Raw genomic sequence first — 22,315 nt, 5'->3', positions numbered from 1 at the left:
AGAGAGCTTATCTACCGAATTTTAGTCGTATTTTTATACTCATGCTTATCGCATATTTTGGGGTGCTCGTCAGTAGAGTGGATCAGTTTTGCCCTCGATTACTAGAATCATTAACTCGTCAACCACACAGCCCTCACTAAGATTATACACCTAGTGAGGGCTGTGTGTCCGTTTTCATTATTCTGTGGGTGAGGGCGGAGCCATCATGGATGTCTTGCCCAGCCTCCTTTTGATGCTAAAATGCTTCTATTAAAATTGTCCCGATGTCGGTAGGTTGAAATTCTTCAAACTTGCTAGATAGATTGATCCACCGATAATAGCCAAAATACCGCCAATCCATCCAAAAAGAGGAATGAGTGAAATAGCACCGCCAACAATAAGCAGAACGCTCGGAGCTGCCGAAACGCGATTATCATTCTTATAATAAACGGCTCCGACGATACCGAGGATGAGGACAGCCAATTTGACGATGTAAATAAAAATCGTCACTAAAATTGTTACTGTTGGGACATCGCTCTCAACTTCAGCACCTGCAGCACCAATGATAAACAAAATGGCAAAGAGGAGGAAGATACCAGCGACAAGACCAACGATTCCATTAATCGTGGCCAGTGTTTTAGTTTTTGTATTAGTGTTCATGTAAAATTCCTTTCTAGTCATCATTATAAGGGTCTTTGAGGGCTCTGTCAATATCACTCGACCAAATTTCCAGTTGCCTTGTGCTGCGCACATTCCTCCTTGTGACTGAAGCTTTTTAGAGCTTGAAGTCGCTTTTTTTGCTTTTTTAAGCTAAAATATTAGAAGGAATATAATGAAAGAAATTGGTAATGACGCAGAAAATTGGAATTGGAAGAGCTCACAGTAAGATTATTTTAATCGGTGAACATTCAGTCGTATATGGTTATTCAGCCATTGCACTTCCTCTAAAAAATATTGAAGTGGTCTGTCAGGTGCAGGCTGCAGAAAACCCTTTAGCCATCGATATTGATGACCCTCTGTCTACAGCGGTTTTTGCTGCTTTGGAGTTTTTGGACCGCTCGGATCAAAATATTTCGGTCAAGATCGAGTCCAATGTTCCTGCCAAGAGAGGAATGGGGTCGTCAGCAGCAGTAGCCATCGCAGCCATTCGGGCAGTCTTTGATTATTTTGACCAGCCTCTGTCTATCTTAGATTTGGAAATGCTGGCCAATCAAGCTGAAATCATTGCTCATGAGAATCCCAGCGGTCTGGACGCTAAGACGTGTCTCAGTGATACAGCGATTAAGTTCATTCGTAATCTGGGCTTTTCCGAAATGGCTATTGATCTGGGAGCCTGTCTGGTGATTGCTGATACAGGAATTCACGGACATACCAGAGAGGCCGTGGCTAAAGTGCGTGAGTTGGAAGAGAAGGCTCTGCCTTACTTACATCATTTAGGGAACTTAGCCAATGCTATCGAGGTTGGGATTCTGGCTAAAGACCTCAGCGTTATCGGCCAGGCTATGAACCGCGCCCATCAAGAATTGGATCGGCTGGGGGTTTCTAGCCCAGAGGCCAACCATCTGGTCCAAGTTGCTCAAAGCCGAGGAGCTATGGGAGCTAAGATGTCTGGCGGTGGTCTGGGCGGATGTATTATTGCTCTCTGCCGTAATCAAGAGCAGGCTGACACTCTAGCCTTAGAACTCGAAAAAGAAGGAGCCGTAAACACGTGGATAGAAAATCTGTAAGTGTAAAATCCTATGCCAACATTGCTATTGTTAAGTATTGGGGGAAAGCTGATGCGGAGAAGATGATACCAGCGACCAGCAGTATCTCGCTGACTTTGGAAAACATGTACACCAAGACCGACCTGTCCTTTTTACCCGAGAGAGCTCGAGGTGATGAATTTTATATCGGCGGAGTCCTGCAAAGCCCGCAGGAACATGCTAAGATGACTACGATTATTGACTTTTTCCGCAAGGAGGGTCAGCCCTTTGTCAAGATTGAAACCAGCAATAATATGCCAACCGCAGCAGGACTTTCCTCAAGTTCCAGCGGCCTTTCGGCCTTGGTCAAGGCCTGCAACCAGCTCTTTGACTTTGGTCTCAGTCAAAAGGAACTAGCTCAGTATGCCAAGTTTGCTTCTGGCTCCTCGGCACGGTCCTTCTTTGGACCGCTGTCTGCTTGGGACAAGGACTCGGGTGAGATTTACCAGATCAAGACCGATTTGGATTTGGCCATGATTATGCTGGTGCTCAATGACCAGCCAAAGACGATTTCCAGCCGAGAAGGGATGAAACGCTGTGCAGAAACGTCGAGCGATTTTCAGGACTGGGTAGAGCAGTCGGTCCTTGATTATCAGGCCATGCTGGGCTACCTGACTGCTAATGATTTTGCCAAGGTTGGCCAATTGGCAGAAGAAAATGCTCTGAGAATGCATGCGACGACAAGGTCAGCCCATCCGCCTTTTTCTTATTTGACAGAAGAATCCTATCAGGCTATGGATTTCGTTAGAAGTCTGCGTGAGCAGGGATATGATTGTTATTTCACCATGGATGCAGGACCTAATGTTAAGGTTCTCTGTCAGACCAAAGATTTGGATCGGCTGGCTCAAATTTTGGGGCAGCATTACCGCACCATTGTATCAAAGACCAAGGACCCAGCCCATGACTAAGTATGCTGTTAAAACTGGTGGCAAGCTCTATCTGGCCGGTGAATACGCTATCTTGACACCTGGCCAGCAGGCCTTGATTAAAAACATTCCCATTTATCTAACGGGGGAAATCGAGACAGCAAGAGACTATCAGCTCTATTCGGATATGTTTGACTATGCGGTTGGTTTGGAAACAGATGATAACTACAGCCTGATTCAGGAAACTATCGCAGTTGTTCACGACTTTATTAAGAGTCAGGGGCTCGAGCCTCATCCCTTTCGTCTGTCTATCACAGGCAAGCTCGAAAAAGATGGCAAGAAGTTTGGAATTGGCTCCAGCGGCAGTGTGACCATCTTAGTCGTTAAGGCTTTAGCTGCTTTTTATGAACAGGACTGGTCAGTTGATTTGATTTTTAAATTAGCGACCTATATTCTTCTTAAGCGTGGCGATAACGGTTCGATGGGGGACTTGGCCTGTATTGCCTATGAGGATTTGGTCCTCTTTAAAGCTTTTGACCGAGCTCAGGTACGTTCTTGGATTGCAGAGGAAAGTCTGGTGGACGTTCTGGCTAAAGATTGGGGCTACCAGATTGAGATCATTAAACCTGCTCTCGCTGTTGACTTCCTCGTCGGCTGGACTGGTCAGCCTGCAATTTCCAAGGATATGATTAAGCACGTTAAATCAGCCATCACTGCTGATTTTTTAGAGCAAACACAAGCAGCTGTCAAGACTGCAGCCAGTGGTCTGGAAACTGGGAATAAGGAGCTTATCAAGACGTCCTTGCAAGGAGCCAGTCATCTGCTGAAGGAATTGCACCCTGCCATCTATACCGAGGAACTTTTGGTTTTAGAAGGAGCGGTACAAGATTTAGATGCTGTCGCCAAGTCTTCAGGTTCAGGCGGAGGCGATTGTGGTATTGCCCTATCATTCAATTCAGATGACAGTCAAAAACTTATAGAAAGGTGGCAGGTAGCTGGTATTGAGCTACTATTTTGCCAAGAATCTTTATGACAAATCGAAAAGACCAGCACATCAAGCACGCTCTGGCCTATCAGTCCCCCTACAATAGTTTTGATGACATTGAGCTGATTCAGTCTTCCTTGCCCAAGTATGATTTGGCGGAGATTGATCTGAAAACTCATTTTGCTGGACGGGACTGGGATTTTCCTTTTTATATCAATGCCATGACTGGTGGTTCTGCCAAGGCTAAGGCCGTCAACCAAAAACTTGCCCAAGTGGCGGCGGCTTGTGGTCTGCTTTTTATCACGGGTTCCTATAGCCCGGCCCTGAAAAATCCTAGTGATGATTCTTATGCTGTCCGGTCAGCTGCTCCCGATGTTCTTTTGGGAACCAATATCGGCCTTGATAAGCCTGTTGAATTGGGACAAAAGGCTGTGGAAGCCATGCAGCCCTTACTTTTGCAGCTTCATGTCAATCTCATGCAGGAATTGCTGATGCCAGAAGGGGAGCGAGCATTTAAATCTTGGCGGACTAATCTAGCCGATTATGCCCAAACTATTTCGGTGCCGCTCGTTCTCAAAGAAGTTGGCTTTGGAATGGATAAGAAGGCTGTTCAAGCCGGTCTTGATTTGGGGCTTAAGACCTTTGACATCTCAGGACGCGGCGGCACCAGTTTTGCCTATATTGAGAATCAGCGAGCCGAGCAGGACCGATCCTATCTGAACACTTGGGGCCAATCTACGGTCCAAACCCTCTTAAATCTAGGTGACCTTAGAGAGCAAGCTGAAATTTTGGCCAGCGGTGGGGTTAGAAATCCTCTGGATATGGTTAAAGCCTTGGTCCTGGGAGCCAGAGCAGTCGGCCTTTCTCGAACCATGCTTGAGCTCGTTGAGCGCTACCCTCTGGATAAGGCCATCGCTATCGTCAATGGCTGGAAGGAGGACCTGCGGCTGCTGATGTGTGCCCTTAATTGTCGTACTATTGCTGATTTGAGACAGGTTGATTATTTGCTCTATGGCAAATTGGCTCAGGCTAACTCTTGAATTCAGAGGCTAGCAGAAAAGTCAGAATCTTTGACCTCTGGGCTAAAAAGTTTTAGACTAGAGGCAAAGGAGATGATCTCATGATTGAAATGACCTTTAGAGATGCCTATGATATTGAACGTCAGCAGAGCTTTGAAAATCCGAGTGATTTTATCCGAGTTCTTATGGGCTGTTCAACTGTACCGGAGTACTATCCCGTTAAGAGTGTCACTTACAAGGGAAAAGATCTTGATTTTCATGGAACTTACGGTGAACTCTTTCCAACCTTTGTCGATTTTGATTGGTCGGCTTACGAAGGAGTTTAGACTTATCCATATAGAAAAAGAGCTAACGATTTTCTCGTTAGCTCTTTTGAGTGCTCTGTATTTAAAGCATACAGTAAACAATAGCAATATATTGCAGGGCCGATGCCAGCAGGATAAAAAGATGCCAGATCATGTGGTCGTAAGGACGTTTACGGGAATAGAAGAAGGCACCTATTGTATAAGAAAGGCCGCCTGCTAACATGAGACTCCAAAAAAGCGGGCCAGTCTTGGTGATGATGGCTGGGATGATGAAAATAACCAACCACCCCATGAGTAGGTAGAGCAAGAGACTAAACTTCTCATTGATGACTTTAGCAAAAATCTTATACAGAATGCCAAAGATGGTGGTCCCCCATTGGAGGACGATAATGAGATAGCCTAACCAGCCACCAACCAAGGAGAGGGCCACGGGAGTGTAGGAGCCAGCAATGGCAATATAGATCATGCTGTGGTCAATAATTCGCAGGACATACTTCTGCGGTGAGGCATACTGCATGGAGTGGTAGATGGTCGAGGACATGAACATGAGAAAGAGGCTGATGACGAAGACCGACATGCCAACCGCTGCCTTAAGTCCAAAGACTTGATAGCTGTAAGAAGCCGTAATCGGTAACAGGACCAGCATAGCTGCCGAACCGACAGCGTGGGTTACAGCATTGGCGACTTCTTCACCGAAAGTTAATTGTTTACTGAGTTTTAGAGTTGCTGTGTTCATGGTGATCTCCTTGAAGATTTTCGGCAAGTTTATGAGTATAGTGGTAGAGTTTCAGAGTTTGACAGGCCGAGACAATCAATTCAGGAATGTCTTGCTCCTTTTCTTCATTCATACAGGCGACAAAGGCGTCATAGCATGCCTGCGACTGATCGTTAGCTGTTAGTTGTTCCAAAACTTGACTGAGCTCCTGAATAGAAAAGACAGGCTTAAAAGTCGTGATAGCAATCAGACGGGCCAGCTGCTTGCGACTGTATTTTTTCTTGACAGGCTTTTCGACCAGACCGTGCTTGACATAATTGTTAATCATAGAAGCCGTCAGTCCCTTGTCTGTTGCTGTTGCTAACGGCTTAGTGACTTGATTGACGTAGAGCAGGACCTGATCTAAGTAGAGGTCCAGCTGGGGCAAATCAGTCCATTTAGGATAAGTGCTTGTCATTTGTTTAACTACTCCCTGTCATCTAGTCTTGATAACTAGATTATACATTTATAAAAAACGAAGGTCAACTAAAAAGTGTGCAAATGATTTTTTAATAGCCATTTAAAATTATGCAGAGGAGCTTTCTGTTATAATAGGTATAAAAATTGGAGGTGTTCTAATGAAATCTAGCAAAGATAAGCGGTTTAAGAAGATATTCTCAGAAAGGGCCGCGATGAATAACATTACTGAGATTTGGATTGATTGCAAGACAGGTGTCAACTATCTATGGCACAGTGCTAGCTCCGGCGGTGGTTTGACGCCTCTCTTGGATAAGGACGGCCAGCCGGTCGTCACACCCGTAGAAGATGGAGATTCTGCCTACTAGTGAATAAGGTCTTTGAAAAATGTCTGAGCATGAGAGGCCGAGGAATTTGTTGGATGATAAAAAGCACTGACTGCTTTATCTTTTGCGTTAGCCAGAACAGAATGAAAAGTGACTCATTATTAGGATGGGAGTGGGGTCAACTCAAAAATTGAAAATTTTAGTTCTCACCACGATCTAATTTTACGGTGGTGACCTGAAACGGTCTCTCTCAAGACCGTTTTTGACACTTGCTTTGCAAGCTCCATTTCCCGATTAAAAAGGTCTCCCAGACCTTTTTAACCCACCCCCGCATACTCTCAAAGGGGGTGGGGAGCTTTTGAGGTTGGAAATAAGATGAACGATGTCCATCACATTTGTTTTTCCGCTTTGGTCTTGTGGCAGCAGAAAAACCAGCCAGCAGTGGAGTCTGGGACAAACAGCCATGATAGCTTAGCCCTCACCCACAAAGCATTGTAATCTCTGAAGATTACGTATAAAAAGTCCAGCCTCGCCAGAATATGAGAGCTTTATGTTATTTCGATCTTCAACCTTAAACAGATTTGCCTAGTCCGCTATTTTATGTTATATTTTGATGACAACAGCTTTTGCATAAAGGATTGGGACATGAAAAAACGTTACATTACTGGTTTTGACGGCTTGCGAACCATCGGTCTCTTGGCCGTCATTTTTTACCATATTTATCCAGCAATTTTCAAGGGAGGCTATCTTGGCGTCGCGCTCTTCTTTGTACTATCGGGGTATTTGATTACTGATCTGTTGCTGAGAGAGTACGAAGCGACTGGCAAGATTACTGTTAAGGCTTTTCTTTTGCGGCGTTTTAAGCGGCTCTACCCCAATATGATTGCCGTTATGCTTTTGAGCACAGTTTATATGTACTTTTTCCAGCCCAATCTGCTCAATGGCATGCGTCATGTCTTCTTATCCAGTTTTTTCTCGGTTAATAACTGGTGGCAGATTGCTAAAGGGGGGTCTTATTTTGCTAAGTTACTAGCTGAGGCACCGTTTGAGCATTTTTACAGTCTGTCTATCGAAGGGCAATTCTATCTTTTTTGGCCCTTGATTATTATTGTTCTCATGCGTATTTTCCGCAAAAACAGAACGCTTATTTTTAATGTCCTTGATATTATTTTGCTGCTTTCCTTCGTGGAAATGTCTCTGCTTTACAAGGCCCATGTGGACCCGACAAGGATTTACTATGGAACAGATACGCGGCTCTTTTCGATTCTGATGGGGGCAGCTCTGGCCTTTATCTATCCCAGCGACAAGGTTGAAAAGATTAAACTCTCCAGTTGGGACCGTCAAATCTTCAATGGTATGGGCATCATTACTCTGGTAGTCTTGACCATTTGTTTCTTTGCTCTGCCTGACCAAGAATGGTTCACTTATCGCGGTGGTATGTGGCTCTTTTCCTTTCTCAGCTGTGTCCTGATTGCCATTATCGTTCACCCCAAATTATCGGCCAACAAGTGGCTGTCTAATCCCGTGACCAGCTATCTGGGGACGCGTTCTTATGGGATGTACCTCTGGCAGATTCCAGTTCTGACCTTTGCAGAATTAAAATTGCCTAATCCCAAGTCGCCTCTATCGGTTCTGATTGCGCTAGTTCTGGTTGTCCTGTTGACGGAGATCACTTATCGATTGGTAGAAGTTCCTCTGCGACGCATCACTTGGCAGCAGATTAAGAGCTTTTATCAAGATAAGCGCCATGCTTGGACTTCCCTTGTCAAATGGCCTATCACGCTCTTCGTTTCTTTGGCGGTAGTCGGTGCTCTCTTCTTAGTCTTTACGGCTCCAGACAAGACCTCTGCTCAAAACAAGATTACTGACCACCTCAAACAAAATGAAGCCAAGATGAAGCAGCAGGGACAGGCACAGCAGGCACCTGGGACGCCAGCAGACCCTGCTATTCTCAATAAGTATGGAATTAGCCAGGAAGAGTACGACATTGTCAACCAAAAGAAGGTTGGCATTCTGGGTGATTCTATGATTGCTATGACTTACGATGATTTGCAGGAAGTTTTTCCCAATGCCTTCTTTGATGGGGCGATCGGTCGTAAGCCTCAGCATACTCTAGAGATGGTTCAAGAGGCAGTAGCCAATCATCCTGACTTAGATACCTTGGTTATTGGTATTGGCATTAACCGGGATGAAAACGGCGGAACCCTGACAGCAGACCAGATTGATCAGGTCATGCAGGCTGCAGGTGGTCGGCAGGTTTACTGGATTAATATCAATTTGGAAAAATCCCAATACTACTGGACCAATGATGTTAACCAAGTGTTGACGGCTGCGGATCAAAAGTATGATAACCTACATATTGTTGATTGGTATGCCACCTCTCATGATAAGGAAGGTCAGTTATTGAGCGAGGATATGACCCACCCTAACGAGCAAGGAGCTGTTGCCTATACCAAGGTGATTGCAGATACTATCTCGAAATAGCATTTTTAAGAGGCTCATTGTCAAGTGTAGTGGGTGACTTATAATGAATAACACCAGCTTGGTCTTCTTTTTAAGAAGACTAAAAGGACTTAAGCGACAGCTTAAGTCCTTTTAGCGTTGGGGTTATTTTCTGATATCAGCTAAAATTTTTTGAGCAGTTTCCAAGTTAAGATGCTGGGCTGCTAGGAGCTTTTGAACGAGCGATGGAATCTCTTTTTCAGTTGCTCCAGCCAGCAAGGCTAGGGATTTGGCCTGCAGCTTCATGTGACCAGCCTGAATGCCCTTCCCGACCAAGGCCTTGAGGGCAGCGAAATTTTGAGCCAGACCCAGAGAAACGATAAGTCCAGCCAGAGTTTTTGCATCTGGCTGCCCTAGCAGGTCAAAAGCAACGCTAACACTGGGATTGAGACCAATAGATCCGCCCTTGGCCGCGATTGGCATGGGCAGGGTCAGATTTCCCCTAACTTTACCTGCCTCTCTATCATAGGTCCATTGTGAAAGCCCACGATAGGAGCCAGAAGCAGCAGCATAGGTGTGACCGCCTGCTTCAATAGCCCGCCAGTCATTGCCAGTGGCCAAAGCTAAGGCATCAATACCGTTAAAGATCCCCTTGTTATGGGTACTCGCTCGATAAGGGTCAATTTGGGCCAGTTGGGAGGCTTGCTCCAGCTTCTCAGCTAGTTTCTCAGCTTCTTCTTTGTTACGGCTGAGAAAGCGTAAGTCAACTGCACATTGGGCGGTCACCAAACTATTCGTTGCATAATTGGATAGAATGGCCATGAGGCTTTGTCCGCCAGAAAGCTCTTCTAGTTTGGGCGCTAGGGCTTCCATCATAGTATTGACCATATTGGCTCCCATAGCTTCCTGAGTATCGACTGCTAAATAGATGATGAGGAAGTTTTCTTTTTCTTCTACGGTCAGCTCTCTGGCACCGCCACCTCTCTTAACGATGGAAGGATGAGCTTGATTTGCCAAGTCAATTAGGTCTGCCTTGCGAGCTAGAATAGCTTCTTTGGCTGACTGCCAATCATTACAGCCCGTAAGCGCAACCTGCCCCAGCATCTGCCGCTGATGGATCTCGGTGGTGAAGCCGCCTGAGCGTTTAATGAGTTTAGCTGCATAGGAAGCAGCAGCTACGACAGAAGGCTCTTCAGTCACCATGGGGAGATTATAGGTCTGGCCATTGACTAAGAAATCAGGCGCCAAACTCATCGGTAAGGCTAGCCGACCAATCAAGTTTTCTGCCATCTGATTGGCAGTTTCAAGCGGAAGAAGCTCTTCCTTATTTAATTTTTCGAAGCTCGCTTGAGATAATGCCTGATTGTTTTTGAGAGCTTGCTGCCGCTCCTGCGGGCTCTTTTTAGCAAATCCTGTCCAAGATACCATGTTTGTCCTCTTTTTTGTTCGTCATTTCTTCTTGAATTATACCATAAGCGCTGATTTTCTGTAACTTCCCAAGGGATTTTGTTATAATGGGGAGGTATCAATATTCGTTAATGAGGTAAAATTATGGCTATAAAAATTGGATTGTTAGGTTTTGGGACAGTTGCTAGCGGGATCCCATTTTTGCTCAAGGAAAATGGGGATAAAATTACAGCAGCAGCTAAGGATGAGTTTGTTATTGCTAAGGTCTTGGTCAAGGACGATGATGAAAAGAACCGTCTTTTAGCAGCCGGTCATGATTATCATTTTGTCACCAATGTTGATGACATTGTAAAAGATCCAGAAATTGACATCGTCGTTGAATTGATGGGGCGGATTGAACCAGCCAAGACTTTTATCACTAAGGCTTTGGAAGCAGGCAAACATGTGGTTTCCGCCAATAAGGACCTGATTGCTACCCACGGTAAGGACATTATTGGTCTAGCTAAAGACAAGGGTTTGGCTTTCTACTATGAAGCGGCCGTGGCAGGTGGTATTCCAGTTCTACGGACATTGGCTAATTCTTTAACGTCAGACAAGGTGACACGCATTTTGGGTGTGCTCAATGGGACATCTAACTTTATGATGACCAAGATGGTTGATGAAGGCTGGACCTACGAAGACGCTTTGAAGACTGCTCAAGAGCTGGGTTATGCAGAAAGCGACCCGACCAATGATGTGGAAGGAATCGACGCTGCTTACAAGGCGGTGATTCTCAGCCAGTTTGGCTTTGGCATGACCATTGATTTTGAGGATGTCAGTCATCAAGGCATTTCCACCATTACACCTGATGATGTTGCAGTCGCTCAAGAATTAGGCTATGTCATCAAGTTGGTTGGTGATGTTCGTGAGACAGATTCTGGCATCTCTGCCCAAGTGTCTCCAACGTTCTTGCCTAAGGAGCATCCTCTGGCTAGTGTCAACGGTGTTATGAATGCTGTCTTTGTTGAGTCCATCGGTATCGGTGAGTCTATGTATTACGGTCCTGGTGCGGGGCAAAAACCAACAGCGACTTCGGTTGTAGCAGATATTATCCGCATTGGCCGCCGTATTGTAGACGGTAATGTTGGTAAATCTTTCAATGAATTCAGCCGTCCAACTCAGTTGGCTAATCCAGCTGATGTCAAGAGTGGCTATTATTTCTCTTTGACTGTTCCAGACAAGAAGGGGCAAATCTTGCGTTTGGCTGAAATCTTCAATGGCGAAGATGTTTCCTTCTCCCAAGTTCTGCAACAAAGAGGAGATGGCCAAAAAGCACAGATTGTTATTGTGACCCACGCTCTCAGTCTGACCCAATTAGAAAATGTCAAGGCAAAATTAAAAGCCCAAAGTGATTTTACTCTCTTGAACAGCTTTAAGGTATTGGGAGACTAAGATGAAAATTACAGTTCCGGCAACGTCGGCCAACCTAGGTCCGGGTTTTGATTCGGTGGGAGTGGCTCTCTCTAAATATTTGACTATTGAGGTGCTTGAGACTAGTTCTGACTGGCAAGTTGAACATGATTTGGGGGATATACCAACTGATGCTAATAACCTTTTGGTTAAAACGGCTCTAAAGGTCGCCCCTAATTTGACCCCTCATCGCATTAAGATGATTTCCGATATTCCTCTGGCTCGGGGACTTGGATCCTCTAGTTCAGTTATTGTAGCAGGGATTGAGCTAGCCGATCAATTAGCACAGTTACATCTCTCCAAACAGGAAAAGCTCCGTTTAGCCACAGAGATTGAAGGTCATCCGGACAATGTTGCACCAGCTATCTTCGGCAAGCTAGTGGTTGCTTCCTATGTTAATGGACAAGTTTCTGGTGTTAGAGCTGATTTTCCTGCCTGCGATTTCGTCGCTTTTATTCCCAACTATGAATTAAAAACCAGTGACAGCCGAGGTGTTCTGCCGACTTCTATGGCTTATAAGGAAGCTGTAGCGGCCTCCTCAATCGCCAATGTGGCGATTGCCGGTCTTTTAACAGGAGACTTGCTGACGGCTGGTAAGGCTATCCAAGGGGATCGTTTCCATGAGGCTTATCGTCAAAAATTAGTCAAGGAATTCGCTCCGATTAAGGATCTCGCTCAAGGGTTCGGAGCTTATGCAACCTACTTATCAGGGGCTGGCCCGACAGTCATGAGTTTGGTCCCGCAAGGAGAAGGGTCGGCCTTAAAAACTGCCCTAGATGACTTGGGACTGGACGGTCAAACCTTTGTCCTGACAGTTGATGAGGAAGGTGTTCGTCTTGACTAAAACGCATAAGGGACTTTTGCTCGGAGTATCAGCCTATCTGCTCTGGGCTTTTTTATCTCTCTACTGGAAACTCTTGGCTGGGGTTAATGCTTACAGTACTTTTTCTTATCGGATTATTTGGACCCTTTTGACTATGGCTGTCTATATGTTGATTAGCAAGAGCCGTCAGCGCTATAGGCATGAGTTTAGGGAGCTTTGGCTGGACAAGCGGCAGTTCTATCGAGCTGTGGCAACCGCCTTTTTGATCGCCATCAACTGGCTGACCTACATCTATGCGATAGCCAATGGTCATGCGACTGAATCCAGTCTGGGGTATTATATGATGCCACTGGTTTCGGTGCTTTTGGCCCTCGTTATTCTTAAGGAAAGTCTGACACCAGCTACTAGCTTGGCTGTTCTTATGGCGGCAGTGGGGGTGGGAGTCTTGGTCTGGCAGACCGGTCACCTGCCTTGGATTGCTTTGCTACTGGCTTTTACTTTTGGATTTTACGGCTTGTTGAAAAAGGGAATCCGGCTATCCAGCGATGTAGCTATGCTGTTTGAAGCCGGCATTATTCTGCCTTTTGTGCTGGTCTACTTGATTTTTTTCAGTCATGAAACACTGGCAGGTTACAGTCTGCTGGAAAATATCCTTCTGGCCTTATCGGGGATAGTCACAGCCATTCCTCTCTTGCTCTATGCGGAGAGTCTCAAGCGAGCCCCTTTGAATTTGATTGGTTTTATTCAGTATCTCAATCCGACCATTCAGCTCCTGATTGCCCTGACTATTTTTAAGGAAAGTCTCAGTCAGGGTCAGCTCTATGGCTTGGTGTTCATCTGGCTGGCGATTGGTCTCTTTGTTATCGGTCAGATTCTTTTACTAAAAAGGCAGAAAACTTGATTAAGTCGGGATTTTTGTTGCCCTGTGCTATACTGGCAAACGATGAGGATACTTGTGTCCCCTGTACTTTTAAAGCTTTTAAGGAAGGAAAGAGATGAATTATCAAGAAGCACTAGCTTGGATTCACAGCCGGTTGAAATTTGGGATTAAACCTGGTATCGAGCGGATGGCTTGGATGCTGGAGCAGTTGGGAGATCCTCAAGAAAATTTGCAGGCTGTTCATGTGGTCGGAACTAACGGTAAAGGCTCGGTGGTCAATAATCTCCAGCATATTTTTACAGCAGCAGGCTATCGGGTCGGTACCTTTACTTCTCCTTATATTGTTGATTTTAGGGAGCGGATTTCTGTGGACGGTCAGCTGATGCCAAAAGAAGACTTGGTCACTTGTGTAAAATTGGTTAAGCCAGTTGTCGAGGCCTTGCCAGAATCTTTAGAAGCTGCGACTGAATTTGAAGTTATCAGTCTTATTATGTTTCTTTATTTTGGTCGCCTGCATCCTGTTGATTTGGCTGTTATTGAAGCTGGCATGGGCGGACGCGATGATGCGACCAATCTTTTCCAAGCTCTTGCTGTTGTCTGCCCCTCTATCGGGTTGGATCACCAAGCTGTGCTGGGGGAGACTTATAGCCAAATCGCTCAGAATAAGGCAGGTGTGCTCAAGCTTGGTGAGCCCTTGGTCATGGCTGTAGCTCAGGAAGAAGCCAGACAGGTCTTTCTGGAGCGAGCTCAAACAGTTGGTTCGCCTGTTTATGAATGGAAGCAAGAGTTTACGTTGATGATGTCTGATAAGGCCTTGACCTTTCGCAATAGCTCGACGACTATAAGTGATTTAGCTTTAGTCATGCCTGGCCAGCATCAGGTGGCTAACGCAGCTCTAGCTATTGAAACAGCCTTGCTTCTTAAGGATCGCTATCCAAAGTTGGATGATAAAGCGATTCGTGAAGGATTGGCAAGAGCCAAATGGCTGGGGCGAACAGAGCTCCTAAGGCCCAATCTAATGATTGATGGAGCCCACAATAATGAAAGTATTCAGGCACTGGTGGAACTACTGCAGAAAGGTTATGGCGATCGAAAGATTCGGATTCTCTTTGCTGCCATTGATACCAAACCAGTCGCTACCATGCTGAAAAAATTAGACGGAGTAGGCCAGATCACTGTGACAACCTTTCCTTATCACAATAGTTTAGCCTTAGCTGATTACCCTCAGGGTTATGAGCGGGTGGCTGATTTTAAGACTTGGCTGAATCAGGTTTATCAGGAAGATTCAGCAGATTTCTATCTGATAACAGGTTCCCTTTATTTTATCTCCCAAGTTCGCAGGGAGCTTTTGAAGAATTCCCTTCAATAGGGTATAATGAAGGGAATTAAACCGTTACACGCCTGTGAAAAAACTCACCTGCCTTGAATCTCTGCGATTCATTGTCAGGTTCCCTATTTTATTTGGAGTGCTTAACGGCTTAGTATCTTATGAATTGAACACGGGACTAATTCCTTCGGAGAAAAATGACTTTTCTTGTGTGCCAGCACTCAGCGTCAAGTCTCTATTTCTCTGTCAGGCATTTTCGTTAAAGCGAGCCGTCCCTTTGTATCTTATGAAAGCATCAAGTTTAAGAGGACATTATGATCAATCAAGAAAAAGCAGAAGCAGCCATCTATCAGTTACTAGAAGCTATTGGTGAAGATCCCCAGCGTGAAGGGCTTATAGATACCCCTAAGCGCGTGGCAAAAATGTATGCTGAGATGTTTGCTGGTTTGGATAAAAATCCCAAGGATCAATTTACAGCTGTCTTTAGCGAAAATCATGAGGAAGTCGTCTTGGTTAAGGATATTCCTTTTTATTCTATGTGCGAGCATCACTTGGTGCCTTTTTACGGCGTAGCCCATGTGGCCTATCTTCCCAATCAAGGCAAGGTAACGGGTCTGTCTAAATTGGCCCGGGCTGTCGAAGTAGCCAGTAAGCGGCCCCAGTTGCAAGAACGCCTGACAGAACAGGTAGCGACAGCGCTTGAAGCAGCCTTGGCTCCTAAGGGAGTTTTTGTTATGGTCGAAGCTGAGCACATGTGCATGACTATGCGAGGAATCAAAAAGCCTGGCAGTAAGACGGTGACAACGGTTGCGCGCGGTACCTTTCAAGAAGATAAGGACCAACGCCAAGAATTATTGCACTTGATCAAGGAGTTTTAAGATGAAAATCGGATCATTTGAAGTTGCGGGAAAAGCCTGTATTATGGGGGTGCTTAATGTAACACCCGATTCTTTTTCAGACGGCGGTTCCTATACCCAACTTGAAAAAGCCCTAGCTCAGGTTGGGGCTATGATTGAAGAAGGGGCTGCTATTATTGATGTTGGTGGAGAATCGACGCGTCCAGGTGCTGATTTTGTTTCTCAGGAAGAGGAAATTGCTAGAGTTGTACCGGTTATCAAGGCTATCAAAGAAAAATACGATATTTTAGTCAGTATCGATACTTATAAAACAGGAACGGCTCGGGCAGCCCTAGAGGCAGGGGCAGATATCCTCAACGATGTCTGGGCCGGCCTCTACGATGGTCAGATGTTGGCTCTAGCAGCTGAAAAAGAGGTTCCCATCGTCCTCATGCACAATCAGGAAGATGAGGTTTATGGAGATATTACTCAAGATGTCTGTGATTTTCTCAAAGAACGAGCAGCTGCAGCCTTGGCTGCCGGCGTTGACAAGGACAATATCTGGCTAGACCCGGGCTTTGGTTTTGCCAAAAATGAGCAGCAAAATCTAGCGCTCTTAAAGGGCTTGGATCAAGTAACTAGCCTAGGTTACCCTGTTCTTTTCGGTATTTCCCGCAAACGAGTAGTTGATTATCTGCTAGGCGGTCATACTAGACCGCTGGAGCGGGATATGGGGACGGCTGCCTTATCCGGTTATGCTATTGAGAAAGGCTGCCAGATTGTTCGGGTGCATAATGTTGCTGCTAATCGTGATATTGTCAAGGTTATCAGTCAATTAAGGTGAGGAAGATGGATAAAATACTTTTGAGGGGCTGCCGTTTTTACGGTTACCATGGCGCTCTGCCAGAAGAAAACCGGCTGGGCCAGATTTTTGTAGTGGATGCGGAACTTTCTCTTGAGCTGACCCAAGCTTCTGTCAGCGATGATTTGGCCGATACGGTTCATTACGGTCTAATCTTTGACGTGATTAAGCATCAAGTTGAAAATCAGACCTATCAGCTGTTGGAAAAGCTGGGAGGAGCAATTTGTCAGGCTATTTTTGAACAGTTTCCTCCTGTTCAGGCTATCCAGTTGCGAATTTTCAAGGAGAATCCCCCCATTGCCGGTCATTATGAGAGTGTTGGTGTAGAATTGGAGCGCACCCGATGAGCTCTGTTTTTCTCAGTCTCGGTTCCAATATGGGAGACCGGAAGACTTATCTGAACGAAGCTTTGGAACGATTAGGCCAACTGCCTCAAACGAGCTTAGCAGCTGTTTCCTCTATCTATCAAACACCGGCTTGGGGCCTGACAGACCAGCCTGATTTTCTCAATCTCGCCTGTCGTTTGGAGACGGACTTGTCCCCTTTGGATTTACTGCAAGCCTGCCAGAAGATAGAAAATGATTTAGGACGGGTTCGGCAGCAGCATTGGGGTCCTCGGACTTTAGATATTGATATCTTGCTCTATGGGCAAGAAGTAATAGCTGGGCCAAACTTAATCCTGCCCCATCCCTATATGAAAGAGCGGGCCTTTGTCTTGGTGCCTCTGTTGGAGTTAGATGAAAAGGCATTTGATCCAGCAACTGGTCACGCTTATCAAAGCGATTTAGCCAAACTGTCAACCGAGGCTATCGAAAAATTTTTGGGTTAAACTTCTTTACCTCACTTCTCAGTACCATTTACTTGGAAGCTTTGGGGCAGGAACGTTCTGGGAAATTTCTGCTAAATTACTAAATTTGCTAAATTCCCTGGCTGATGCTATCGCCAAAATCCCTAGTTTTTGATATAATGATTATCGGCCTTGTGCCGATTTTTTAAGGTCTTGTGACCTTTATGAGATCGGTAGGCCAGCCAGATGACTGGCCCTTATTGCTTTTGAGGCGTCTTTTCTGGTTAGACAAGAATGGAATTAAAAAATAATGTTAGAAAAAATGAAAAATGCTCTTAAGGGAATTGATATTCGCATTGATGAACCCTTGCGTCACTATACTTATACCAAGGTTGGAGGACCAGCCGATTATTTAGCTTTTCCTCGCAATCGTTACGAGTTGGCCCATATTGTCAAGTTTGCCAATGAAAATGCCATTCCATGGATGGTCTTGGGGAACGCCAGCAACCTGATCGTCCGTGAAGGAGGAATTCGCGGGTTTGTCATTATGTTTGATAAGCTGAGTACTGTTACAGTCGATGGTTATACTATCGAAGCAGAAGCTGGAGCTAATCTGATTGAAACGACTAAAGTTGCTGAATTTCATAGTTTGACCGGCTTTGAATTTGCAGCAGGGATTCCCGGTTCTATCGGTGGGGCTGTCTTTATGAATGCTGGTGCCTATGGTGGTGAAATATCCCATATTTTGGTTTCGGCCACAGTTTTGTCTAAGGAAGGAGAAATCCGAACGATTGAGGCCCGCGATATGGCTTTTGGCTATCGTCGGTCGGCTATTCAAAGTACAGGTGAAGTGGTGATTTCTGCTAAATTCGCCCTCAAGCCAGGCGTGCATTCGCAGATCAAGAATGAAATGACTCGCCTCAATCATCTGCGGCAGCTCAAGCAACCTTTGGAGTACCCATCTTGCGGTTCCGTCTTTAAGCGGCCCGTTGACCATTTTGCCGGTCAGCTCATTATGGAAGCCGGTTTAATGGGCCATCGCATCGGCGGTGTTGAAGTCAGTAAGAAGCATGCTGGCTTTATGGTCAATGTGGCCAATGGAACGGCTGATGACTATGAAAACCTAATTGCTGATGTTATTGAGAAGGTCCAAGCCCATTCAGGTGTCCGTCTGGAGCCAGAAGTTCGGATTATTGGAGATTACAAGTCTTAATAAAACGAGCATAGCTTATCTTAAAACCATCAAGTAGAGCTGGCTAGAGAGAATTTAGCCGGTTCTTTTTATTTCTTATCGCCTGTGTGGAGGAAAACGAGCGTGACTAAACCAATTATTGCCTTTCGCCATGTGACGAAAACCTTCGAAGACAACGGAACTCATGTTCTTAAAGATATTAATTTCGAGCTGGAAGAAGGAAAATTTTATACGCTTCTGGGAGCCTCTGGTTCTGGAAAATCGACCATTCTAAATATCATTGCGGGGCTCTTAGATGTGAGTTCGGGTGATGTTTATCTGGATGGCAAGCGGATTAATGATGTTCCCATCAACAAGCGGGATGTCCATACAGTTTTTCAGAATTATGCGCTTTTTCCGCATATGTCCGTTTTTGATAATGTAGCCTTTCCTTTAAAATTAAAAAAGATTGCAAAAGAAGAAATTGCGGAGCGGGTTCAGGAAGCTCTCAAGATGGTGCGACTGGAGGGCTATGGCAATCGTTCCATTAAAAAGCTCTCAGGCGGCCAGCGCCAGCGGGTGGCCATTGCTAGAGCCATTATCAATCAGCCCAAGGTTGTCCTCTTAGACGAGCCCTTATCCGCCTTGGATTTGAAATTACGGACAGAGATGCAGTATGAGCTGAGAGACCTACAGCAGCGGCTGGGAATCACCTTTGTTTTTGTCACTCATGACCAAGAGGAGGCTCTGGCCATGTCGGACTGGATTTTTGTGATGAATGAGGGTCAGATTGTTCAATCGGGAACGCCTGTAGATATCTATGACGAACCCATCAACCATTTTGTGGCTACCTTTATTGGTGAGTCCAATATCATCAACGGGACCATGATTGAGGACTATCTGGTTGAATTTAATGGCAAGCGTTTTGAAGCTGTCGATGGTGGAATGAGGCCCAATGAGGCAGTAGAAGTGGTCATTCGGCCAGAGGACCTGCAGATTACTCTGCCCGAAGAAGGCAAATTAAGAGTTACTGTCGATACCCAGCTTTTTCGCGGTGTCCACTATGAAATTATCGCTCACGATGAGCTGGATCATGAGTGGTTAATTCATTCGACGCGCAAGGCCATTGAAGGTGAAGTGATTGGGTTAAACTTTACATCCGAAGATATTCATATTATGCGGCTCAATGAAACTGAAGAAGAGTTTGATGCCCGAATTGAAGAATACGTGGAAATGGATGAGCATGAGGATGGCTTAATTAATGCCATTGAGGAGGAGCGCTATGAAGCAGACGACTAAATTCTTTGCGGTTCCTTACTTCCTCTGGCTCTTACTTTTCGTCTTAGCTCCTCTGGCTTTGATTGTCTATCAATCTTTTTTCAACCTGCAGGGGCAGGCTGGTATAACTAATTATGAAACCTTTTTTAGCTCTTGGACGTATCTCCGGATGAGCTTTAATTCCGTTCTCTATGCAGGGATTATTACGCTAGTGACCTTTCTGCTTAGTTATCCGACAGCTCTGGCCTTAACGAAGCTCAAACACAAGCAGCTTTGGCTCATGCTGATTGTGCTGCCGACTTGGATAAATCTTCTGCTCAAGGCCTATGCCTTTATGGGGATTTTTGGCCAAGATGGCGGGGTTAATCATTTCTTGGCCTTTGTGGGAATTGGCCCTAAGCAACTGCTCTTTACGGATTTTTCTTTTATCTTTGTCGCTGCCTACATCGAGCTGCCCTTTATGATTCTCCCCATTTTTAATGCTCTGGATGACTTGGATGTCAACTTAATCAATGCCAGTCGTGACTTGGGAGCCAGTGGCTGGCAGACCTTTAGTCGGGTTGTTTTCCCGCTTTCTTTGTCTGGCGTGCGCTCGGGTGTTCAGTCAGTCTTTATTCCCAGTCTCAGTCTCTTTATGCTGACCCGTCTAATTGGCGGTAATCGTGTGATCACACTGGGGACTGCCATCGAACAGCACTTTTTGACCACTCAGAATTGGGGTATGGGCTCTACCATCGGTGTGGTGCTCATCCTAGCCATGCTGGTTATTATGGCTCTTACTAAGGAGAGGAGAAAAAGCTTATGAAAAAGTTGAGTCATTTCTACTTGGGACTGGTCTTTGCCCTCCTCTATCTGCCGATTTTTTATTTGATTTTTTATTCTTTCAATAGTGGCGGTGACATGGCTGGCTTTTCTGGCTTCACTTGGGAGCATTACCAGCAGGTTTTCTCCGATAGCCATCTCATCTTGATTCTGGTTCAGACTTTCTTTTTGGCCTTTCTGAGTGCCTTGCTGGCGACAGTTATCGGTACCTTGGGCGCCATCTTTATCGATCAAACTAGAAGTAAGCAGCAGAATACCTTGCTCTCTCTCAACAATATCCTCATGGTTTCGCCAGATGTCATGATGGGCGCCAGTTTTTTGATTCTTTTCACGGTCCTCGGCTTCCGGCTGGGCTTTAGTTCGGTATTGCTTAGTCATATTGCCTTCTCTGTTCCCATTGTCGTTCTTATGGTCTTGCCAAGGCTCAAGGAGATGAATCAGGATATGATTCATGCCGCTTATGACTTGGGCGCTAGTTATTGGCAGATGCTCAAAGAAGTTATGCTGCCCTACCTAACGCCCAGCATTATCGCTGGCTATTTCATGGCTTTTACTTATTCCCTTGATGATTTTGCAGTGACTTTCTTTGTGACAGGAAATGGTTTCTCAACTCTCTCAGTTGAAATCTATTCACGTGCTAGGCGAGGGATTTCCTTAGAAATTAACGCGCTATCCACTATCATCTTTATCTTTTCCATTCTCTTAGTGATTGGCTATTATTTCATCAGCAAGGAAGAAGGTGATCAGCATGCGTAGATTAAATGCCTTTCTTATCGGTATTATCCTGATGATTATCGGCTTAGCCGTGCTTATGGTGACTATGGAGAAAAAGAGTAGCAGTAGTTCAAAATCCGATGGTTTAGTCGTCTATAACTGGGGAGACTATATCGACCCTGATCTCGTTACAAAGTTTCAGAAGGAAACAGGGATTGATGTCCAATATGAAACCTTTGATTCCAATGAAGCCATGTACACTAAGATTAAGCAGGGAGGAACTCGTTATGATATTACCATCCCAAGCGATTATATGATTGATAAAATGCGTCGAGAAGACCTCTTAGTTAAACTGGATAAATCACAGATTAAGGGACTGAACAATCTTGGACCGCAGTTTATGGGTAAGTCTTTTGACCCCAAAAATGATTATTCCATTCCTTATTTCTGGGGGACAGTTGGGATTGTTTACAATGATCAGCAGGTCAAAAATCCTCCCCAGCATTGGACAGATCTCTGGAATTCTCGGTATCAGAATGCCATCATGCTGGTTGATGGCGCTAGAGAGGTGATGGGACTGGGGCTTAACGCTCTAGACTACAGCCTCAATACCAAGAATATGGGGCAGTTAAATCAGGCTTCTGATAAGTTAAGCCAGTTAACACCTAATATCAAGGCCATCGTTGGGGATGAGATGAAAGGATATTTGAAAAATGGTGATGCTGCCCTAGGTGTGACTTTCTCGGGTGAAGCCAGAGATATGCTGGACGCCAATCCCCATCTTCACTATGTGTTGCCAAGTGAAGGGTCTAACCTCTGGTTTGATAATATCGTCATTCCTAAGACGGTCAAAAATAAAAAGGCCGCCTACGCCTTTATCAATTTTATGCTGAACCCTGAAAATGCAGCCCAAAATGCTGAGTATATCGGTTATGCCACACCTAATAAGGCCGCTCAAGCTCTCCTGCCAAAGGAAGTGACTTCTGATCCGGCTTTTTATCCGTCTGATCGGGTTATTAGCCATCTGGAAGTCTATGATAATCTCGGGCCTAAGTGGTTGGGCACCTACAATGATCTCTATCTGCAATTTAAGATGTATCGGCATTAAGCTGCCTCTATAA

The 22,315-nt window shown here is 45.3% G+C and carries 24 protein-coding genes; 20 read left to right on the top strand and 4 right to left on the bottom strand.

From position 1 onward, the window contains the following. Positions 1-249: 249 nt before the first annotated feature. Entirely contained in the window at positions 250-639 is a 390-nt protein-coding gene (locus G7Y32_RS04700) for a hypothetical protein (RefSeq protein WP_165211298.1), read from the bottom strand. A 188-nt stretch (positions 640-827) separates the two neighbouring features. Here G7Y32_RS04700 and mvk point away from each other — a divergent pair, with 188 nt between their 5' ends. The 5 genes from mvk to G7Y32_RS04675 all read left to right on the top strand — a co-directional run bounded on the left by mvk (position 828) and on the right by G7Y32_RS04675 (position 4,920). Continuing rightward, positions 828-1,706: a mevalonate kinase gene (gene mvk, locus G7Y32_RS04695; RefSeq protein ID WP_165211295.1), complete on the top strand. Its 879-nt coding sequence runs from the start codon at positions 828-830 to the stop codon at positions 1,704-1,706. Continuing rightward, on the top strand, positions 1,688-2,632 hold the full coding sequence (gene mvaD / locus G7Y32_RS04690; RefSeq protein ID WP_165211292.1) for a diphosphomevalonate decarboxylase: 945 nt from the start codon (positions 1,688-1,690) through the stop codon (positions 2,630-2,632). Before mvk ends, mvaD begins: the two co-directional genes overlap by 19 nt. Next, entirely contained in the window at positions 2,625-3,623 is a 999-nt protein-coding gene (locus G7Y32_RS04685; RefSeq protein WP_165211289.1) for a phosphomevalonate kinase, read from the top strand. Before mvaD ends, G7Y32_RS04685 begins: the two co-directional genes overlap by 8 nt. Further along, on the top strand, positions 3,620-4,615 hold the full coding sequence (gene fni / locus G7Y32_RS04680; protein WP_165211286.1) for a type 2 isopentenyl-diphosphate Delta-isomerase: 996 nt from the start codon (positions 3,620-3,622) through the stop codon (positions 4,613-4,615). Before G7Y32_RS04685 ends, fni begins: the two co-directional genes overlap by 4 nt. An 80-nt stretch (positions 4,616-4,695) precedes the next feature. Further along, entirely contained in the window at positions 4,696-4,920 is a 225-nt protein-coding gene (locus tag G7Y32_RS04675) for a DUF4649 family protein (RefSeq protein WP_165211283.1), read from the top strand. A gap of 61 nt (positions 4,921-4,981) precedes the next feature. On the opposite strand, the gene trhA is transcribed toward G7Y32_RS04675, so the two are convergent. Together trhA and G7Y32_RS04665 are read right to left on the bottom strand one after the other, a co-directional pair. After that, on the bottom strand, positions 4,982-5,635 hold the full coding sequence (gene trhA / locus G7Y32_RS04670) for a PAQR family membrane homeostasis protein TrhA (protein WP_165211280.1): 654 nt from the start codon (positions 5,633-5,635) through the stop codon (positions 4,982-4,984). Further along, positions 5,607-6,071, bottom strand: a complete 465-nt coding sequence (locus tag G7Y32_RS04665; RefSeq protein WP_004225821.1) for a DUF1836 domain-containing protein — start codon at positions 6,069-6,071, stop codon at positions 5,607-5,609. The genes trhA and G7Y32_RS04665 overlap by 29 nt, the downstream gene beginning before the upstream one ends. 160 nt (positions 6,072-6,231) lie before the next feature. On the opposite strand from G7Y32_RS04665, the gene G7Y32_RS04660 reads away from it, so the two are divergent. Both G7Y32_RS04660 and G7Y32_RS04655 read left to right on the top strand, forming a co-directional pair. Continuing rightward, a complete protein-coding gene (locus G7Y32_RS04660; protein WP_165211277.1) occupies positions 6,232-6,438 on the top strand; it encodes a DUF6440 family protein in 207 nt (68 codons plus the stop codon). Positions 6,439-7,041: 603 nt separating this feature from the next. Next, on the top strand, positions 7,042-8,880 hold the full coding sequence (locus G7Y32_RS04655; protein WP_165211274.1) for an acyltransferase family protein: 1,839 nt from the start codon (positions 7,042-7,044) through the stop codon (positions 8,878-8,880). 123 nt (positions 8,881-9,003) lie between these two features. Here the strand turns inward: G7Y32_RS04655 and G7Y32_RS04650 are convergent, their stop codons facing one another. Continuing rightward, positions 9,004-10,266, bottom strand: coding sequence for a hydroxymethylglutaryl-CoA reductase, degradative (locus G7Y32_RS04650; protein WP_165211271.1), 1,263 nt, complete (start codon positions 10,264-10,266; stop codon positions 9,004-9,006). Positions 10,267-10,389: 123 nt separating this feature from the next. Here G7Y32_RS04650 and G7Y32_RS04645 point away from each other — a divergent pair, with 123 nt between their 5' ends. The 13 genes from G7Y32_RS04645 (at position 10,390) to G7Y32_RS04585 (ending at position 22,302) form a co-directional block, all read left to right on the top strand. Continuing rightward, complete coding sequence (locus G7Y32_RS04645; protein WP_165211268.1) at positions 10,390-11,676, top strand: homoserine dehydrogenase; 1,287 nt, start codon at positions 10,390-10,392, stop codon at positions 11,674-11,676. Between the two features lies 1 nt (position 11,677). After that, the gene (gene thrB / locus G7Y32_RS04640) at positions 11,678-12,538 is read left to right on the top strand and encodes a homoserine kinase (RefSeq protein WP_165211265.1); all 861 of its coding nucleotides are present in this window, start codon (positions 11,678-11,680) and stop codon (positions 12,536-12,538) included. Continuing rightward, positions 12,531-13,418, top strand: coding sequence for an EamA family transporter RarD (gene rarD / locus G7Y32_RS04635; RefSeq protein ID WP_165211262.1), 888 nt, complete (start codon positions 12,531-12,533; stop codon positions 13,416-13,418). The genes thrB and rarD overlap by 8 nt, the downstream gene beginning before the upstream one ends. Before the next feature lie 94 nt (positions 13,419-13,512). Continuing rightward, on the top strand, positions 13,513-14,766 hold the full coding sequence (locus tag G7Y32_RS04630) for a bifunctional folylpolyglutamate synthase/dihydrofolate synthase (RefSeq protein ID WP_165211259.1): 1,254 nt from the start codon (positions 13,513-13,515) through the stop codon (positions 14,764-14,766). 272 nt (positions 14,767-15,038) lie between these two features. Further along, the gene (folE, locus tag G7Y32_RS04625; protein ID WP_165211256.1) at positions 15,039-15,602 is read left to right on the top strand and encodes a GTP cyclohydrolase I FolE; all 564 of its coding nucleotides are present in this window, start codon (positions 15,039-15,041) and stop codon (positions 15,600-15,602) included. 1 nt (position 15,603) lies between these two features. After that, positions 15,604-16,404, top strand: coding sequence for a dihydropteroate synthase (gene folP, locus G7Y32_RS04620; RefSeq protein WP_165211253.1), 801 nt, complete (start codon positions 15,604-15,606; stop codon positions 16,402-16,404). A gap of 5 nt (positions 16,405-16,409) precedes the next feature. Next, a complete protein-coding gene (gene folB / locus G7Y32_RS04615) occupies positions 16,410-16,769 on the top strand; it encodes a dihydroneopterin aldolase (protein WP_004225575.1) in 360 nt (119 codons plus the stop codon). After that, positions 16,766-17,251, top strand: a complete 486-nt coding sequence (gene folK, locus G7Y32_RS04610; RefSeq protein ID WP_165211250.1) for a 2-amino-4-hydroxy-6-hydroxymethyldihydropteridine diphosphokinase — start codon at positions 16,766-16,768, stop codon at positions 17,249-17,251. Before folB ends, folK begins: the two co-directional genes overlap by 4 nt. A gap of 268 nt (positions 17,252-17,519) precedes the next feature. Beyond that, a complete protein-coding gene (gene murB, locus G7Y32_RS04605) occupies positions 17,520-18,422 on the top strand; it encodes a UDP-N-acetylmuramate dehydrogenase (RefSeq protein WP_004229286.1) in 903 nt (300 codons plus the stop codon). Between the two features lie 102 nt (positions 18,423-18,524). Beyond that, positions 18,525-19,679 carry an ABC transporter ATP-binding protein gene (locus G7Y32_RS04600; RefSeq protein WP_165211247.1) on the top strand — a complete coding sequence of 385 codons (1,155 nt, stop codon included), beginning with the start codon at positions 18,525-18,527 and terminating at the stop codon, positions 19,677-19,679. Beyond that, positions 19,663-20,463, top strand: coding sequence for an ABC transporter permease (locus tag G7Y32_RS04595; protein WP_165211244.1), 801 nt, complete (start codon positions 19,663-19,665; stop codon positions 20,461-20,463). The genes G7Y32_RS04600 and G7Y32_RS04595 overlap by 17 nt, the downstream gene beginning before the upstream one ends. Next, positions 20,460-21,236: an ABC transporter permease gene (locus G7Y32_RS04590; protein ID WP_165211241.1), complete on the top strand. Its 777-nt coding sequence runs from the start codon at positions 20,460-20,462 to the stop codon at positions 21,234-21,236. Before G7Y32_RS04595 ends, G7Y32_RS04590 begins: the two co-directional genes overlap by 4 nt. Continuing rightward, complete coding sequence (locus G7Y32_RS04585) at positions 21,229-22,302, top strand: ABC transporter substrate-binding protein (protein ID WP_165211238.1); 1,074 nt, start codon at positions 21,229-21,231, stop codon at positions 22,300-22,302. The genes G7Y32_RS04590 and G7Y32_RS04585 overlap by 8 nt, the downstream gene beginning before the upstream one ends. The last annotated feature ends 13 nt before the right edge of the window (positions 22,303-22,315 follow it).

The sequence above is a fragment of the Streptococcus tangpeifui genome, assembly GCF_011038795.1.
Taxonomy (GTDB): Bacteria; Bacillota; Bacilli; order Lactobacillales; family Streptococcaceae; genus Streptococcus; species Streptococcus tangpeifui.
The sequence above is the reverse complement of the archived record's forward strand: the minus strand, read 5'-3'. Positions and strand labels throughout refer to the sequence as shown.

Coding starts and splice junctions, on each gene's coding strand:
- G7Y32_RS04700 (WP_165211298.1), bottom strand. CDS start 639: ATGAACACTAATACAAAAACTAAAACACTGGCCACGATTAATGGAATC.
- mvk (WP_165211295.1), top strand. CDS start 828: ATGACGCAGAAAATTGGAATTGGAAGAGCTCACAGTAAGATTATTTTA.
- G7Y32_RS04685 (WP_165211289.1), top strand. CDS start 2,625: ATGACTAAGTATGCTGTTAAAACTGGTGGCAAGCTCTATCTGGCCGGT.
- fni (WP_165211286.1), top strand. CDS start 3,620: ATGACAAATCGAAAAGACCAGCACATCAAGCACGCTCTGGCCTATCAG.
- G7Y32_RS04675 (WP_165211283.1), top strand. CDS start 4,696: ATGATTGAAATGACCTTTAGAGATGCCTATGATATTGAACGTCAGCAG.
- trhA (WP_165211280.1), bottom strand. CDS start 5,635: ATGAACACAGCAACTCTAAAACTCAGTAAACAATTAACTTTCGGTGAA.
- G7Y32_RS04665 (WP_004225821.1), bottom strand. CDS start 6,071: ATGACAAGCACTTATCCTAAATGGACTGATTTGCCCCAGCTGGACCTC.
- G7Y32_RS04660 (WP_165211277.1), top strand. CDS start 6,232: ATGAAATCTAGCAAAGATAAGCGGTTTAAGAAGATATTCTCAGAAAGG.
- G7Y32_RS04655 (WP_165211274.1), top strand. CDS start 7,042: ATGAAAAAACGTTACATTACTGGTTTTGACGGCTTGCGAACCATCGGT.
- G7Y32_RS04650 (WP_165211271.1), bottom strand. CDS start 10,266: ATGGTATCTTGGACAGGATTTGCTAAAAAGAGCCCGCAGGAGCGGCAG.
- G7Y32_RS04645 (WP_165211268.1), top strand. CDS start 10,390: ATGGCTATAAAAATTGGATTGTTAGGTTTTGGGACAGTTGCTAGCGGG.
- thrB (WP_165211265.1), top strand. CDS start 11,678: ATGAAAATTACAGTTCCGGCAACGTCGGCCAACCTAGGTCCGGGTTTT.
- G7Y32_RS04630 (WP_165211259.1), top strand. CDS start 13,513: ATGAATTATCAAGAAGCACTAGCTTGGATTCACAGCCGGTTGAAATTT.
- folE (WP_165211256.1), top strand. CDS start 15,039: ATGATCAATCAAGAAAAAGCAGAAGCAGCCATCTATCAGTTACTAGAA.
- folP (WP_165211253.1), top strand. CDS start 15,604: ATGAAAATCGGATCATTTGAAGTTGCGGGAAAAGCCTGTATTATGGGG.
- folB (WP_004225575.1), top strand. CDS start 16,410: ATGGATAAAATACTTTTGAGGGGCTGCCGTTTTTACGGTTACCATGGC.
- folK (WP_165211250.1), top strand. CDS start 16,766: ATGAGCTCTGTTTTTCTCAGTCTCGGTTCCAATATGGGAGACCGGAAG.
- murB (WP_004229286.1), top strand. CDS start 17,520: ATGTTAGAAAAAATGAAAAATGCTCTTAAGGGAATTGATATTCGCATT.
- G7Y32_RS04595 (WP_165211244.1), top strand. CDS start 19,663: ATGAAGCAGACGACTAAATTCTTTGCGGTTCCTTACTTCCTCTGGCTC.
- G7Y32_RS04590 (WP_165211241.1), top strand. CDS start 20,460: ATGAAAAAGTTGAGTCATTTCTACTTGGGACTGGTCTTTGCCCTCCTC.
- G7Y32_RS04585 (WP_165211238.1), top strand. CDS start 21,229: ATGCGTAGATTAAATGCCTTTCTTATCGGTATTATCCTGATGATTATC.